This is a genomic window from Tenacibaculum mesophilum (assembly GCF_003867075.1).
Lineage (GTDB): Bacteria > Bacteroidota > Bacteroidia > Flavobacteriales > Flavobacteriaceae > Polaribacter > Polaribacter mesophilus.
Window position 1 is genome coordinate 1,077,851 of sequence record NZ_CP032544.1, and the last position, 19,141, is coordinate 1,096,991.

A 19,141-nucleotide genomic window follows, 5' to 3' on the forward strand; every position below is an offset into this window, starting at 1 on the left:
ATTTCACGAATTAAGAGAATCAGATTTCTCTGACTTCGCTCGAAATGACATACTTTCGAGACTGTCTTGTATGTTTTAGATTTTATCTTTTAAAACATGATCATTTTTTGTGTACAACGTGCTAAACTTGGTCTTCTTTCATAATCAAACCCAAGTGTAATCATGTGTGTTCCGTAATTATAATCTTGTGTTTTATTCATATTGATACTAAAACCATACGACATGTAAAGATTATTTTTCTTTAAACCAAGTAATGGTGCAATAGCATTTGGTTGAAAAAACTGGTCATTTAAGAACGTATAACTTAAACCAGCCCAAACATATCCATCTCTAATTCCTCTTCTTGCTTTAATATTCATATCTGTTCTAGAGCGTTTATCGGCTTCTCTATACTCTACTAGCATTGATGGCTCTAACTCAAAGTTTCTGCTTAATTTCGTAAAGGTGTAAGATGTAAAAAGCACATACTTTCTTAGTACTTCTGGTTCACCGGTTTGAAAATCCTCTATCTCTTTATTTAAGATGTTCATAATGTTTGCACTAATACTAAATCGTTCGTAACGATATAACAAACCTACATCAAAGTTTGAATTGTTTAAAGTTCTGTTTGATACTGTTTGTCCTGAGTTATTTTCTGATGTATCAATACCAAATTGCGTAAAGCTATAACTTAAAGCAAACGATAGAAAACTATCATGAAAGTCACTTAATGTTAAGTGACTTGCAAATGACAATTTTGCTCCTTTTTGAGTGGTATACCCGTTTTTATCATTAAATAACGTGATTCCTCCACCAAAAGTATCTGCGATACGTGCTTCAACTGTTAATGATTGTGTATCGGGTGCGTCTTTAACTCCAATCCACTGGCTTACTCCATTTAATCTAACCTGTAAACCTGTTCCTATACCTGCATAGGTTGGGGAAATTAAAAATGGATTGTCTGCCAAATGACTTACATATTGGGGTAATTCTACTTCTTGTGCAGCAAGTTTTACACTACTAAATACTACACTTAAAATTATTACTATTTTTCTCATTTCTTTTTATCTATATAGTGTAAAGTGTCCCATTATTTTCTTCTCTTGACCTGATAACTCTTTAAAGTAAATAGTATACCAATAATCTCCTGATGGTAATGGTGTACCTTCATAAGTACCATCCCATCCTTCTACAGAACCTTTAAACTCGGCAATGTTACGTGCATATCTATCATAAATAAACACTTGAATATCATGATATTCTTCTACTTCACGAGGGTACCAATAATCATTTGTTCCATCTCCGTCTGGAGTAAATAAGTTTGGAACGAAAATAGTAATATACTCTCCTCTTATAGTTACTGTTTCCTCACAGCCTCTAGCATCTCTTACCGTAATAGTGTAATCTTTTGTTTGTAAGATTAAGAACTCATTATCTGATCCAAAATCACCTCCATCTACACTATACTCATAAGGTGGTAATCCAAAATCTGCATTGGCTATTAAAGTATTCTTAACCGAATCATCAATATCTAAGGTTAATGCTTGAATATCTTCAATACTAATTGGACTACTAGTAGAACTTTCAGAACATGAAGTTATTGTATGTGTTGCTGTAACATAGTATCCTGTTCCTGCTGGTACATCAATAAATTCTCCTGTATTATTTGTTACTACAGGGTTTCCTATTCCGTCATATAATGTGTAAGACATATTAGCTCTATATGCTTCATCAACTATTGCTTTAATAATATTTCCTACCTCACAGGTATATGCAAAATCAACTGTTAATTGTAAATCTACTGGTTCAGCCGTAGTTACTCTAATTGGGTCTGCAACATTACAACCTGCTTCATCTCTTACTGTAATGTAGTAAGACGTACCTGCTTGGATGTTTTCTGCTGCTCCTAACACAATTGTATTCGTTGTATATGGTGTAGGCTGTTCTATATTATTAATACTTACGTAGTAAGGTTGTGTTCCTCCTTGTACATCTAACTCTATTGTTGGAGTTGCATTATTAATACAAGTTTGTTCTGTAACTCCTACCAATGTTGCTGTAAATTGTTGTGGTTGATCAATAACTACATCAATAGTATCAATACATCCAACCTTATCTTTAACAGTAATGGTATACGTACCTGCTGTTAAGTTTCTGAACACATTATCGGTAACAAATTTATTTGTTGGGTCTGTACTAATATTGTATTCATATCCTGTTAAGTTTCCTCCTGAGGCTAATACTGTAATAGTACCATCATTTCCTCCAAAACAACTTACATCTGTATGGTTTTCAGCAACTACTAAAGGTTCTGGTTCTACAATAGGATGTGGTGCAGTATCTTCTGTACATACTTCTCCAAATCTATTAGTACTTCTTACTCTAATTTTATATGTACCAACATCTAAACCTCCAAAAGTATTTGATGTTGTCCATGTTCCATCAATCGGGTTATTACTATCATCTAACAGTTGGTATTCGTAATTACCGAAACCGCCTGCTACAGTTGCTGATAACACTCCATTAGCATCTCCATTACAGGTAACAAATCCTGAATCAACTACCAAAGTTGGTACTAAAGGTTCGTATGCGTTGACTGTTACTACAACTGTATCTTCACAATTATTATCATCACGTACATAGAATGTTTGAGAACCTGAACTTACGTTTGTAAACGTATTGTCAGGACCAAAATTCACTCCATCGCTACTATATTCATAAACGCCTGTACCTCCTATTGCACTCACTACTACGGTTGCATTAGCATTGTTACAAGTTATATCTGCAGTAATATTTGCCGAAGCTTCTACTTCTGAAGGGTCAATTATATCCACCTGCCTTGTATACGAACAGCTATATTTATTATCTCTAACAATTACTGTGTAATTAGTACCCGCTGGTAAATTGCTAAATGTATTTGATAACTGTTCTACTTGCGTTACTCCGTCAGGATAGGTTAAAATATAACTATAACTTACAGTTGCATCTTGTGTTTGACCTCCTGTTACATTAGTTACTTCAATGGTTGCTGTTCTTTCTCCTTCACATAAGTTTGGAGTAACAGTTACATCTGCTGCCATATTTGTAGTTGGCTGTAATGTAAATGTAAATGTTTCTTCACACCCTGTAACATCTCTAACTGTTGCTGTATAATTACCTGCTATTAACCCAGTAATTCTTCTATTACTATCAAAATTTTGAACTGGTGTAGCTGGTGCTGCATCATTTACTAATTGATACTCATACGGTGCCCAACCTCCTTGAGCTTCTAACAAGATTTCTCCAGAATCAGTAACATTACAATTAATATACGTTGGTGTGCCTGTTAATGCTAATGCGTTTGCTGGTTCTTCAATTATAAAGTTTTCACTTTGTGCTTCACAGAATGGTGTATTCGTCATACTTACAACCACATAATATTCACCTGCTACTAAATTAGTAGTAATTGTTTCTGGAGTACCTCCTGTACCATTTCCTGATGTAATAGTAGTTGGGTTACCTACTTCAAATACTTCGTAAGTATAAACATCTGTATATGGTGTAGCTGCACTAAAATCTATTGTTGCACTTCCTGTACCACCAAAACAAGCTCTTTGAACATTACTTACTAATATATCAAAGGTAGGTTCTGGTTCTACCGTGTGATATACTTCTAAAGTACATCCTGTTGCTGCATTGTACATCTCAATTGTGTAATCATCAACCGGTACGTTATTAAATACTGCTGCATCTGCATCTGATACCACATTTAATGTTCGTGTATAAGGAGTAGCTCCTGTTCCTGTTATTGTATACTGAATATTTGGTAATGCTGGCACTACTTTTACAGTGATATTCTCTCCTGTATTACAGTCTGTATCTTTAATTACATCGATATCTGCTGCTGTCATTGGAGTAAATGGAGCTATCCTTACTACTCTAGATACAAAACAATCTGTATTTTCATCATATACTTTTACTGTATAATCTCCTCCAGCTAAATTAGTTGATATATATGTAAAGTTACTATCGTCTTGTAATACATCACCTGTTGCATTATCTTCAAACACAACTCGAACATAGTTTCCTGTTCCTCCTGTAATCGCTGCCTTGTCAACTGTAATTATAGCATTGTTTGTTGTATTACTTCCTGCTGTACAAGCAAACTGTGTTACTGTAATTGCTGCTGAAATATCTATTACTGGATTTTCTCTTACTGTAATTGATACATCTGTTGTACACCCATTTACTCCCGTAGCTGTAACTATATAGTCATCTGCTGGTAAGTTCGCAAATACCGTATCACTTCCTGCTAAAACAGCATTATATGTTCCTGATACATTATTAATCTCATAACTTAATGGTAAAATACCATTATCTACTGGTGAAACTGTAACTTCTCCTGTTGATGTTCCGAAACAAATATCTGTTACTGTAGCTACTACCGTGAAATTAGGAGTTTCAGCATCTTCAATTTCAATAGTTTTAACTACTGAACATTCTGGTGTTGCTCCTGTATCGTAAACTGTTACGGTATATACTCCTGCTACCGTAGGATTTAGCGTTAATGTTGTACCTGCTAAATTCGTTCTTCCTACTGCTATACTTGGTCCTGCAACTTCATAAGCATAACTACTAGATCCTGAAGTTACTTCTAATGCTACAGTTGCTGCCATTGGTGCATTACATGTTAACTTCTTAGTCTCTGTTAATGTAAATACTAAATCTGGTGTTATTGTAACATTCGTTGGGGTACCTTCTGTACATCCATTAGAATCTACTACATTTACTGTATAAGCATCTGCTGCTAAATTGGTAAATGTATAGTTTGCAGCATTCAGTATTTGCGTTTCTACTACTCCACTTCCGTTAGATAATGTATAAGTATATGTACCTGTACCTCCTGTTGCTGTTACTGATATACTTCCTCCTACTGTGGTATCACATGAATTGTCATTCTCAGTTACTGTAAATGTTACCGCTGCTGGATTTGCTATGACTACTTGATCAGTTGACTCACAATATAATCCGACAGCACCATTTTTATCTCGTACTACTACTGTATAATCTCCTGCTGGTAAGTTCGTAAAGATATTGTTTGAACTAAACGTGTTACCTGCATAAGCAACTCCTGGGGTAGCTGTTTCTTCTAATTGGTACACATAATCTCCCCAACCTCCTGATCCGGTGGCTGTAATAGTAGCATCTGAACCATTGTAACAGCTTACTACTGGATTGGTAACTCCTGTTACTGATAACGAATCTGCTGGCTCTGCAATGGTAAAGTTTGCACTTTGTGCTTCACAGAATGGACTGTTAGTTCCCATATCTATTCGTACATAGTACTCTCCTGCTACCAATCCTGTGATTGTTTCTGGTGTACCTGCTGTTCCTGTTCCTGTTACTGCCGTTGCTGTACCTGTAGTAGCATCGTAAACAATATAACTATAACCACTTGTGTATGGTGGTGTACTTGGTACAAAACTTAAGACAGCACTTCCATTATTATCTCCTTTACAATCTACATCATCTACATTGGTAATTAAAATATCAAAGGTAGGTTCTGCTTCTACTGTGTGATACTCTGTATATATACAATTGGTATCTCTATTTTCTAACTCTACTCTATAAGTTCCTGTTGCTAATAATGTTGTAAAATCTCCATCTGTATTAGTTCTAGTTTCTAATAGAGCATTCGTATCATCATACAATCTAAATTCAAAATTTGCTAATGCTCCTCCTGTATTTATAGTATAGGTAGCCTCTATATCTTCTCCCTCATTACAATCAATAGTTCTTTGTGGACTAATTGTTACACCTGTAATTGCTACATAAGCATCAATAGTAGTGTTTTCTACTCCTGAACATCCTTTATCGTCATAAACAGTGATTGATACTGGTCCTCCTGAGGTATTCGTTGTACTAAAACTTGTACTCGAACCGTCTTGGGTTATTGGTCCGCTTCCGTCTACTGGGGTATAAACAAATACATAACGTGTATAATTTGTTGAACCTCCTACTGTTCCTGCTGGAATAGTTACCGTAGCAACATCTACAGTATTACCTGCGCTACATCCAAATTGATCTACAACTGGTGTACTCGGTACTATTGGAGCGTATTCATCTATTACAATATCTGTAACGGTGAAAGTACATCCATTCGTTCCTTCTCCTGTAACGGAGTATGTTCCTGGTGGTAAATCTGTTATTACATTTCCTGTAATCGTTCCTGCTGCAGGAATTATACTATAATTTAATGGTAAAATTCCATTGTCTACTGCCGTTAAAGTAATTCTACCCGAATTATCTCCTGAACATAAACTAGCCTCGGCTAATGCTGTGAAACTAGGAATTTCAGCATCTTCAATTTCAATAGTTTTAACTACTGAACATTCTGGTGTTGCTCCTGTATCGTAAACTGTTACGGTATATACTCCTGCTACCGTAGGATTTAGCGTTAATGTTGTACCTGCTAAATTCGTTCTTCCTACTGCTATACTTGGTCCTGCAACTTCATAAGCATAACTACTAGATCCTGAAGTTACTTCTAATGCTACAGTTGCTGCCATTGGTGCATTACATGTTAACTTCTTAGTCTCTGTTAATGTAAATACTAAATCTGGTGTTATTGTAACATTCGTTGGGGTACCTTCTGTACATCCATTAGAATCTACTACATTTACTGTATAAGCATCTGCTGCTAAATTGGTAAATGTATAGTTTGCAGCATTCAGTATTTGCGTTTCTACTACTCCACTTCCGTTAGATAATGTATAAGTATATGTACCTGTACCTCCTGTTGCTGTTACTGATATACTTCCTCCTACTGTGGTATCACATGAATTGTCATTCTCAGTTACTGTAAATGTTACCGCTGCTGGATTTGCTATGACTACTTGATCAGTTGACTCACAATATAATCCGACAGCACCATTTTTATCTCGTACTACTACTGTATAATCTCCTGCTGGTAAGTTCGTAAAGATATTGTTTGAACTAAACGTGTTACCTGCATAAGCAACTCCTGGGGTAGCTGTTTCTTCTAATTGGTACACATAATCTCCCCAACCTCCTGATCCGGTGGCTGTAATAGTAGCATCTGAACCATTGTAACAGCTTACTACTGGATTGGTAACTCCTGTTACTGATAACGAATCTGCTGGCTCTGCAATGGTAAAGTTTGCACTTTGTGCTTCACAGAATGGACTGTTAGTTCCCATATCTATTCGTACATAGTACTCTCCTGCTACCAATCCTGTGATTGTTTCTGGTGTACCTGCTGTTCCTGTTCCTGTTACTGCCGTTGCTGTACCTGTAGTAGCATCGTAAACAATATAACTATAACCACTTGTGTATGGTGGTGTACTTGGTACAAAACTTAAGACAGCACTTCCATTATTATCTCCTTTACAATCTACATCATCTACATTGGTAATTAAAATATCAAAGGTAGGTTCTGCTTCTACTGTGTGATACTCTGTATATATACAATTGGTATCTCTATTTTCTAACTCTACTCTATAAGTTCCTGTTGCTAATAATGTTGTAAAATCTCCATCTGTATTAGTTCTAGTTTCTAATAGAGCATTCGTATCATCATACAATCTAAATTCAAAATTTGCTAATGCTCCTCCTGTATTTATAGTATAGGTAGCCTCTATATCTTCTCCCTCATTACAATCAATAGTTCTTTGTGGACTAATTGTTACACCTGTAATTGCTACATAAGCATCAATAGTAGTGTTTTCTACTCCTGAACATCCTTTATCGTCATAAACAGTGATTGATACTGGTCCTCCTGAGGTATTCGTTGTACTAAAACTTGTACTCGAACCGTCTTGGGTTATTGGTCCGCTTCCGTCTACTGGGGTATAAACAAATACATAACGTGTATAATTTGTTGAACCTCCTACTGTTCCTGCTGGAATAGTTACCGTAGCAACATCTACAGTATTACCTGCGCTACATCCAAATTGATCTACAACTGGTGTACTCGGTACTATTGGAGCGTATTCATCTATTACAATATCTGTAACGGTGAAAGTACATCCATTCGTTCCTTCTCCTGTAACGGAGTATGTTCCTGGTGGTAAATCTGTTATTACATTTCCTGTAATCGTTCCTGCTGCAGGAATTATACTATAATTTAATGGTAAAATTCCATTGTCTACTGCCGTTAAAGTAATTCTACCCGAATTATCTCCTGAACATAAACTAGCCTCGGCTAATGCTGTGAAACTAGGAATTTCAGCATCTTGAATAGTTACAGTTTGTGTACCTGTAGTACATCCTGTATTTATATCTGTAACTGATACTGTATATGTTCCTGGAGCCAAACTAATAATTGCTGTAGTGTTACCTGCTGGGATAGCTACTGGAGCCCCTCCATCAACCGAATAAGTATAGTTTGCTGTGAAAGTTGCTGTATTGTGTGAACCGCTATTAATTGTAAGAGTAGCTTCTCCATTTAAAACACACTCTGCATTTTTTGTAGGTACCACATCAAATGTAACATTCTCGTGTACTATTACTGTTGTTGGTACACTTTCACAACCTGTAGCGTCTCTTACTACAATATCATAACTACCTGGGGTTACATTATTTTGTGTAAAAGTTGTGTTAGTTGTTTCTGTACTAAAGGTAGCTCCTCCATTTAATGAATATTGGTAAGGTGCTACACCAGTAGTAACTGTTGCTGTAATCGTTTTATTTGCAGGACAACTATCTGCTACTGCTGTGGCTGTTGGTAATTGTGCTACATTTAAAGTTACTGTACCTAAATTAGCAGTACACGCTCCTGTTCCATTACTATCTTCAACTTCTACCGTTACGTCTACAGATGTTATACTAGTAGGTGCTGTTACTGTAATTTCATTACCTGTAACTGTTGCTGTTGCAGTCGCTTCAGATAAAGTTACGTTATAAGTGTAAGGTGCAAACCCTCCTAAAACATTTTCTACTCTTATCTTCCCTGGAACGTTACATGTAATATCATTTAATTTATTCAAATTACCTGTTATAGGCTGACCTTCTTTAATAGTTACATCTAAACTACCAAATTCACAAACAGGTGGTCCTCCCGTTGTATTGCTAAGTATAATATAATATACTCCTGAAGGTAACCCAGTTGCCACAATAGGGGCAAAACCTGTTTGTGGAACATTCGTATATGCAGGTAAAGCTGTACCTGCGTTAGTTACTGGGTCTCTTTCATACAACGTCCAAGTAAAATTATTGTTTAAATCTGTACTTGTATTATCTATTTCAAATGTAATTTGCCCATTAGAACTACCACTACATTGATTATTGTTTACTGTAGGTGTAATTGGCACAGAAGGGGTAAAAGTAGCATAAACATCTTCATTGTTCTGCTTAATACAGTCATCTGTTGTATCAAGAGGAGTACCATTTAAATCTTTTACATAAAACACATACGTTAACCCAGGAGTTAAATTTTTAAATGTATACGTTCTATCTTGATCAGGTACTGGTGCTGGTGCTGGAGGTGCTGGACTATCAATGTCTGGATCAACCCAACCAGAAGGAGTTCCTATTGCAAACTGGAAAGGACCAGCTCCTAAAAAAGCTTCAACAGTTACACTAAACCCTTCATTACAGCTAGTAGGATTTGCAACTGGGTTTACGATTAAACCTTCAACTGGATAAGGAACTTCATATCTTCCAAAATTAAAAATACATCTTGTAGTAACACCATCTGCTTCTACAATCCTTATCGCTGGGTAAACTATTGTCCCTGAATCTATTCCTGTAAATGTAGGAGAAGATTGCCATGTTGCTCCGTCATCTTTACTAAACTCAACACTATAAGGTGTTGGTACTGTAGGGTAATTAGTAAACTCAAAACCAAACAGGTTTTCATTTCCTAAAAAAGGTGTGCCGCACACAGGTAAAATTGAACTTAAATCGGCTGTTAAAGGTGGTAATTCTTCTAATGTAAAATCAAAAGTGTCCTCACACCCTAAAGCATCTGTAATTTTAATTTCATAAGTATCTACAGCTAAGTTATTGAAACTAAAATTAGTACCTATGAAGTTGTCTAATCTATCTATTTCGGTATTTGAACTATCTTCAATGGTAATAGTATAAGGTCCTTGACCTCTATTTACTATTATTTCACCATCTACACTACCTCTATCTCCATTACATGTAGGGTTATTAGGTGTTGCTGTGATATCTACAGGCATAATATATGCTATTACAACATCTTCGATAACATAAGAACATGTTGAACTATCTCTTACATATACATCATAAGTGTTAGGTGCTAAATTAGTTATAGGGTTCGTGTTTGAAAAACCTGTTGTAGGTACTGGGTCTCCAGCTGTTACTACAGCATATTCGTAAGTTCCTGTTCCTGTACCTCCTGTAGCACTAATTGCTATTGATCCAGGTGTACAACTAGCGTTTGTGGGTGTTGCTGTTGCTTGTAACTGCGGATTAATAGTTATACTTTTAGTAGTAATACAACCCCTACCATCTTTTACATTAACTGTATAAGTATTTGGTGTTAGTCCTGTAAAAGTATATTCATCTGGTGTGGCTACATCTGGATTTTGCCATGGATTTCCATTAATGTTGTATTGATAATCTCCATTACCAACGGTGTTGCTCACTAAGATACTTCCACTTGTTCCATCAAAACATGTTGTTGCTACATCAAAATCTACTGTTTGCGATGGGTTTATCATTACTGTTACTGGTGATGAATCACAACCCAAACGATCTGTAGCTACTACTGTATACGTTCCTGCTGCTACATCTGTAAACTCTGTCGTAGTTGTTCCTAATGATGTTCCTCCATTATCAAATAACTCATAACTAAATGGTGCGCCATTTCCTCCGCTTCCGTTTGGTGTAATAGTAGCTCCTGTTGCTGGTACACAAGTAACTTCTTTTGTTACTGGTGCTACTACTGTTACTACACTTGGATCTGTTAAGGTTGCACTTACTGTTTGCTCACATGCTGCAATTCCTCCTACTGGACGAACTTCAATTGTATGTGTTCCTGATGTAAAGTTTGGTATAACAAATGGATTATTTCCTGAAGTACTTACCCAACCTGCTCCTATATTATATTCAAACTCAGTTGGTGTTGATGATGGAAAACTTGCTTCTACTTCTATACTTCCATTATTGTCTCCTAAACATGTAGGATTTGTCGTGTTTATAACTGCTGCTGTAAATTCTTGATCTGCTGCTACTGTTACCAATACATCTTCTGTACAATTACTTCCATAATCTACAGTTACTGTATGAGCTCCAGCTGCTACATTATTAAAAATATTAGCATTTGCTCCTGTTTGTGCTGCAGCCCCATCTAAAGAATAAGTATAACTAGCATCAAATGGTGTTATGGTGATATTTCCTGTACCATCACAGTTATATACTACAGTACTTGCAAATGGTGGTACTGCTGGTAAATCTGCTATCGTTAAGGTGTCTAAAATTCTTTCACAGCCATTTGAATCTTCTACTTTTGTCTCATAATCTCCTGCTGGTAAATTAGATACTGTTGTTCCTGCTATTTGTGTATAAGCTCCTCCTCCTACTAATCTATAATAATAAATGTAAGGTGCTGTTCCACCTGTTGGTGCTGTAAAACTTATCGTTCCTAAAATAGTGCCTGTAGGGCTACACATTAAGTCTGTTTTACTTGCTGAGCCTCCTGATAATGCTGTTGGAACATTAATCGTTTCTGTTGATGTGGCTACTGGTGGACAACCGTTTGCATCACTTACTGTAATTTGATAAGTACCATCTCCTAATCCTGTAAAACTGTAATTAACATCTGCTGATGGTCCTTGTACAAATGGACCTCCTGGTCCTGTAACTGTTACGGTATATGGTGAGGTTCCACTTCCTACAGTTACATTGATTGTTCCCGTATCTGTACTACAATTTGGTTGTGTTGATGTACTGCTTACGGTTGGTGCTGCTATTTGATTCACTGTTACTGTATCTGAATATTCACAGTAATTTGTTCCTCCATTTTTATCTCTTACATACACCGTATAAGTTCCTGCTGGTACTGCAATTGGACTAGAAGTGTACGAGGTTTGCACCCCTCCTGTTTCTACTATAAATTCATAATTACCGTCTCCTCCGTTTGGAGTAATTACTATTTGACCATCGTTACATGTTGCACTTACTGTTGTTATTGTTGCTGTTAACTGTGGTAAAATAGTTGCATCTTTTGCTGGAACTGTACAGCCTAATCCGTCTCTTACTTCAATACTGTAAGTACCATCTGTTAACCCTGTAAAAGTAAACTCATCTGGTGTAGCTACATTTGGGTTTTGCCAAATTCCTCCATCAATCCTAAATTGGTAATCATTATTACCCGATGTAACTTCTACACGAATCTCACCATTCCCACTTCCATCATAACATAATGTAGGTGTTAAATCAAAATCTACTGTTTGCGATGGGTTTATCATTACTGTTACTGGTGATGAATCACAACCCAAACGATCTGTAGCTACTACTGTATACGTTCCTGCTGCTACATCTGTAAACTCTGTCGTAGTTGTTCCTAATGATGTTCCTCCATTATCAAATAACTCATAACTAAATGGTGCGCCATTTCCTCCGCTTCCGTTTGGTGTAATAGTAGCTCCTGTTGCTGGTACACAAGTAACTTCTTTTGTTACTGGTGCTACTACTGTTACTACACTTGGATCTGTTAAGGTTGCACTTACTGTTTGCTCACATGCTGCAATTCCTCCTACTGGACGAACTTCAATTGTATGTGTTCCTGATGTAAAGTTTGGTATAACAAATGGATTATTTCCTGAAGTACTTACCCAACCTGCTCCTATATTATATTCAAACTCAGTTGGTGTTGATGATGGAAAACTTGCTTCTACTTCTATACTTCCATTATTGTCTCCTAAACATGTAGGATTTGTCGTGTTTATAACTGCTGCTGTAAATTCTTGATCTGCTGCTACTGTTACCAATACATCTTCTGTACAATTACTTCCATAATCTACAGTTACTGTATGAGCTCCAGCTGCTACATTATTAAAAATATTAGCATTTGCTCCTGTTTGTGCTGCAGCCCCATCTAAAGAATAAGTATAACTAGCATCAAATGGTGTTATGGTGATATTTCCTGTACCATCACAGTTATATACTACAGTACTTGCAAATGGTGGTACTGCTGGTAAATCTGCTATCGTTAAGGTGTCTAAAATTCTTTCACAGCCATTTGAATCTTCTACTTTTGTCTCATAATCTCCTGCTGGTAAATTAGATACTGTTGTTCCTGCTATTTGTGTATAAGCTCCTCCTCCTACTAATCTATAATAATAAATGTAAGGTGCTGTTCCACCTGTTGGTGCTGTAAAACTTATCGTTCCTAAAATAGTGCCTGTAGGGCTACACATTAAGTCTGTTTTACTTGCTGAGCCTCCTGATAATGCTGTTGGAACATTAATCGTTTCTGTTGATGTGGCTACTGGTGGACAACCGTTTGCATCACTTACTGTAATTTGATAAGTACCATCTCCTAATCCTGTAAAACTGTAATTAACATCTGCTGATGGTCCTTGTACAAATGGACCTCCTGGTCCTGTAACTGTTACGGTATATGGTGAGGTTCCACTTCCTACAGTTACATTGATTGTTCCCGTATCTGTACTACAATTTGGTTGTGTTGATGTACTGCTTACGGTTGGTGCTGCTATTTGATTCACTGTTACTGTATCTGAATATTCACAGTAATTTGTTCCTCCATTTTTATCTCTTACATACACCGTATAAGTTCCTGCTGGTACTGCAATTGGACTAGAAGTGTACGAGGTTTGCACCCCTCCTGTTTCTACTATAAATTCATAATTACCGTCTCCTCCGTTTGGAGTAATTACTATTTGACCATCGTTACATGTTGCACTTACTGTTGTTATTGTTGCTGTTAACTGTGGTAAAATAGTTGCATCTTTTGCTGGAATTGTACAGCCTAATCCGTCTCTTACTTCAATACTGTAAGTACCATCTGTTAACCCTGTAAAAGTAAACTCATCTGGTGTAGCTACATTTGGGTTTTGCCAAATTCCTCCATCAATCCTAAATTGGTAATCATTATTACCCGATGTAACTTCTACACGAATCTCACCATTTCCGCTTCCATCATAACATAATGTAGGTGTTAAATCAAAATCTACTGTATTTGGTTCTATAACAGGTACACTTACAGGTACACAAGTTGTACTCGCAATATTAATTTGTACGTCGTCTATAAAATTCCCTACAGTGTTATTTCCTCCAGCTGTTGATAATGCATCAAAAGCAATTATTGTGGTTGATTGACCTACTGGAACGGTATAACTTCCTGTATAAACTTTCCAAGCGGTGTTATTTGTTTCCATAGTTTCAACAACTCCGGCTGTGGCTAAATCACCTCCTATTTTCACTGTTGCTCTATCTAAACCACTTCTTCCTCTATGCGCTACAGACCAAGTAATTATATCTCCTGGTTGAGTACAGTATTCTTGATATAATGATGATACTCTGTTAGCATTTAGTTCTGCAAAAGAGTTTCCTTCATAAGCGGTAACACCATTAAATCCATTATGCCAAAGCTCTATTTGATTATCAGACGCAGTAGAATCCCAACCTGGTATATCATCTTCATTATAAAATCTGAATCTTGTTGTTGTTTCTGCTGGTCTTTCAAAGCTTCCATTTTGGAACAATTTGGCTGTACAGCCACATTCGTTACAGTTTCTACTATCTCTAACCATTACAACATAATCAGTTGCTCTTGGTGGCACGTTGTTAAATACATTACTACTTTGCCAACTAGTACCTCCATCAATACTATATTCGTATGGAGGGATTCCTCCTGTAGCAGTAGCTGTAATAGTTCCTGTTGCAATATTACAAGTTACTTCTTGAGTTACCGATGCTGCTAAGGTTAATTCTTCTGGTTGCCCTATTGTAACATTACCTAAATCAATTACACAACTTGCCACTCCTCCATCAGCTTCTCTTATAAACACATTATATGTTCCTGCTGCTAAACCTACAACTCTATAAGGGTTATCGGCTGTCATTGACCAAGTTGCTCCACCATCTGTCGAATACTCAAAACTTCCTCCTATAACGTTATTTGCTGATATTGTGATTGACCCATTATCTGAACCATAACACTCACTATCTGTAGAGCCTACAATACTTCCTGAAAATTCATTTCCTGCATTTACCCTTACTCTAATATCTTCTACACAACTACCTCCATAAGTTACTTCAGCGGTATATCCTCCTACTGGTACATTATTAAATACCCCCGTAGTATTTGAGTTTCCATTTAAAGTATAAGTATATGTTCCTGCTGGATTAGCTGCTATTGTTACGTTTCCTGTACCATCACAATTATATACCACAGTACTTGTTACATTTGGTGCTGATGGTAAACCATTTATAGTTACATTATTTAAATCTATAATACATCCACTTGCGTCTATTGCTCTTGTGTTGTATGTTCCTGCAGGGAGCCCTGTTACTGGATTATTTGCTGCTAATGTATAAGTTGCAGCTGAACTTAACTTATAATAATATGTATAATTAGGAGTACCTCCTGTTGGTGCTGTATAGGTTATAGTACCAAAGGTAGTTCCTCCAGAGGTGTTACATTCTAAATCAGTTTTTGTAGCACTTCCTCCATTAAGTGGTGCTGGCTCATTTATTACTACATTAGGAATTTCATATAAACACTGATAAGAATTTTTTGATGCCCTTATATAAATGGTATAAGTTCCATCATCTAAACTATCAAAAGCACCTGTAGTGTTCCATGTAGCATTATCAATGCTATATTCTACTGCATATCCTAAATTATCTCCATTAACACTAACATTAATAGTTCCATCTGTTAAACCATTACAAGTTACATCTGTTTCTGAATGAGTAAAAGCTAATTCTGGCTCTACAGTAATTTCTACCGGGTCTGAAATTGTATAACAGTTATTATCATCAATAACAATAAATCGATATATTCCTTCACTACCAACAGGCACATTGTAGGTGTATGGGTTTGTTGCTGGTGTTAAAAACGCAGTATTAGGAATGTCTGATGGGTTTGTATATAAATCTGTTCCCTGACTCGTCCATACAGCAAAATTATAATTATTACCTGACGATGTGTCTAATGTTCCTCCACTTGCAGTTAACTGAATAATTCCGTCTGAACTTCCTGATTCGCAAGTTATATCTTTAGTTTTTAATGCTGTAAGTAATAACTCATCTGGTTCATTAATAACAATCGTTTCTGTAGCGGTACACTGAGGTGTTGTAACTCTCACTGTGTAAGCCCCACCATCTGTAACATTAAAAGTAAAATCGTTATTAGCAGTTGGACCTTCTATTCCTACTACACTTCCACCTTGTAATAATTCATATGTATAATCTCCAGGAACATTATTTACTTGAACTCTTATTTGTGCTGAATCATTAAAACACTGCATAGGTGTTGTAATGACGTCCATATCTATGTCATTTTCCTGAATATTAATAGGAGGAAAAGTATATGTACATGAAGCAGCAGACGCACTACTTACACGAATTGAAAGGTTATAGTTTCCTGCAGCTGTTAAATTTGAAAAAACATTACTATTTTGAAAAGGAGCATTATAACCTCCTGGACCTGTTAAACTGTATTGATAACCTGCTGGTATATTGTTTACTGTAATAGACCCATTGTTACCACATAAAATATCCTGTGTAATAAAGGTAGGATTTAAAGTTGCTTTGTACACATTGAAGTAGTAACTTTTAGGGCATCTTCCATCATATAAAACATCTAAACGATATTCTCCAGCATCTGCAAAGTTTCTAGAAAATTCTCCGCTTCCTACCTCATTCCATGTACAGCCTGTATTTATATTAGGACATCCTGATTCTGTTACATCGGTACAAGAAGATTCATCCAATTTAAACCATTGTACTGTTGTAGCTGAAGAGGTATCAAATGGTAAATTAATAGTTCTAGAACCACTATCACCACATAAGTAAACTTCAGCTAACTCTTCTCCATTACTTGCACAAGTTAATACTTGGTCTGCAAATGGTTGTAATGGATTTGGTTCTGAATTATATCCTACAACATGTATGGTTTCTTCAGCATTTATACATCCTGATGCTACTGAGGCTATCTTATTAACTGTGTAAGTTCCTTCATTAGTTACATCAAAAGATGGTACTGTAGTAGTTCCTAATAAAGTACCTGAGGCATCTCTCCATTCGTATGATTCAAACCCTGCTCCAGCAGTTAATGTTATACTAGAACCACACATTACTTGTGTCGTTTCAAAAGAACATCCACTTGTATCAACTAAAAAGTTTGAAGTACCAACTATACCAAAATTACAATCATCTAATCCCGAAAAACTAGGCTCATTATTAATAACTACTCCTCCTCTAACTCCTTCGTATCTGGCAAAAGCTTGATTTCTAACTTCATTAGAACACACATCTCTTAATTGACTACAGTCTGTTACTACTTGAACGTGCATACGAATATTATAAAGGGCACCTCCCTCTAAAACCATATTATCTGGTACTGAAATCTCTAATTCAGCTCTATTATCATTAGCTGCGCTTGGTGGATCGTATGCTGTTATAGATACTCCTGGAGGTAAATCTATATCAAAACGTGTTCCATCTGGAGCAACAGAGCCATTTGGTGCTGTAGTTGTTAATAAATCTACATTTTTTGGTAATCTATCTGTGATTATTGTATTTCTTGCATGATCTGTTCCTACATTTTGAAAGCTTATGTTATAAAATAATTCATTTCCTAAACCTACAGGTGTGCCTTGTATATCATTTCCACTAGCATCTTCAATTGTTTTAATTAATTGTACTTTTGGTTCTATGATTTCAACAGCCAAGGCATTTAAAAAAGGCCAGTACACATCTCCACTAGTTGTAAATTTTACTTCTGCAGAAGTTTGTCCGTTGGTTATGACACTGTTATTAGGGTTACTTAACTGATATAAATCTGCATCGAAACCTAAGGTGTTTTCACTATCAGGGGTTCGTGATGTTACATATTGATCATACCTAGTAATACTACCATTAAAAAAATTACCACTTGGATTTGTATTAGGAGTAGATTGATTTATAAAATTACCAGCTGTATTTTTAATTTGAAATCTATCTCCATATATACTTCTATCTCCTTCTAAGGCTGCGGCTAATAATGTTGCTCTAACTGGTGCTGGATTCGCTGGGTTTGGCCCTACAGGTACTGTTGTAAATCCAGAATATGATAAATTTACATTATTCCCATTACGTACATCTGCAAAACCATCAAAAATAGATATGTTTTTACTTGACTCTGTTTCGTTTTCATAAACTACGACCATTGTCCAACCTCCAGAACCTCCTAGACCACCTGAATAATCTCTTCCTCTTGTTGCTCTAATGTTAGCTGCTACATAAGTACCATTATGCCCTTCCGGGTTTACAGTTGCTAACCCTTGAATATCTGAAGTAATGTCTTTATAACATATATAAGCAACACCATTATCATAAATTAGCTCCCTCTTTGTAACATCACTCGCATCTGCTTCTATATCTTGATAATTTCCTCCTGGTAATTTGAATTTTATTTGATATGGATTATATCTCCTACTTTCTCGTCCCCCCCAAGTTTCGTATGGATAAACACCAGCCCAATACAATCCTGCATATACTACTCTAGAACAACTTGGTAAGTTTAACTCATCTGAACTTGATGAATCTGTAGAAGAATCCCCATCAATGTCAATATACTGCATATTAACAGTTCCGTTTGAACTAGATCCATCGTAAGGGTCTTCTGGGTCATACCCCCATTGATCAATACTTAAAACATTATTGGCTATAAACGTAATATCACCTTTAATATTAATACCTCCTGAACTTCCATCTGGCTTAACAACTCTCTGATCAAAATAAGGCGTTGATGGCGGTCTTAATGCCTTCTCTTTAGGAAGCCTTTTTATTAGTTTTTCATAACCTACCGTCTCATCTAAAACTACTTGTGATGGTTTTGATGTTGGTTTTTGTTTCTCCTGAGAAAAGCAAAAAAAGGTTTGTAATACAATTATTAGTAGGGTAATTATTCTCTTCATAATATCAATTGGGGAAATTAATTAATCAAGTTCTTTTATTTTAT

2 protein-coding genes are annotated in these 19,141 nt (G+C 36.2%); both read right to left on the bottom strand.

What is annotated here, in order from left to right; all coding sequences use genetic code 11:
• Window positions 1–89 precede the first annotated feature (89 nt).
• A complete protein-coding gene (locus D6200_RS04970; RefSeq protein ID WP_073183073.1) occupies window positions 90–1,037 on the bottom strand; it encodes a PorP/SprF family type IX secretion system membrane protein in 948 nt (315 codons plus the stop codon).
• A 6-nt stretch (window positions 1,038–1,043) separates the two neighbouring features.
• A complete protein-coding gene (locus tag D6200_RS04975) occupies window positions 1,044–19,097 on the bottom strand; it encodes a T9SS type B sorting domain-containing protein (RefSeq protein ID WP_073183075.1) in 18,054 nt (6,017 codons plus the stop codon).
• Window positions 19,098–19,141 lie beyond the last annotated feature (44 nt).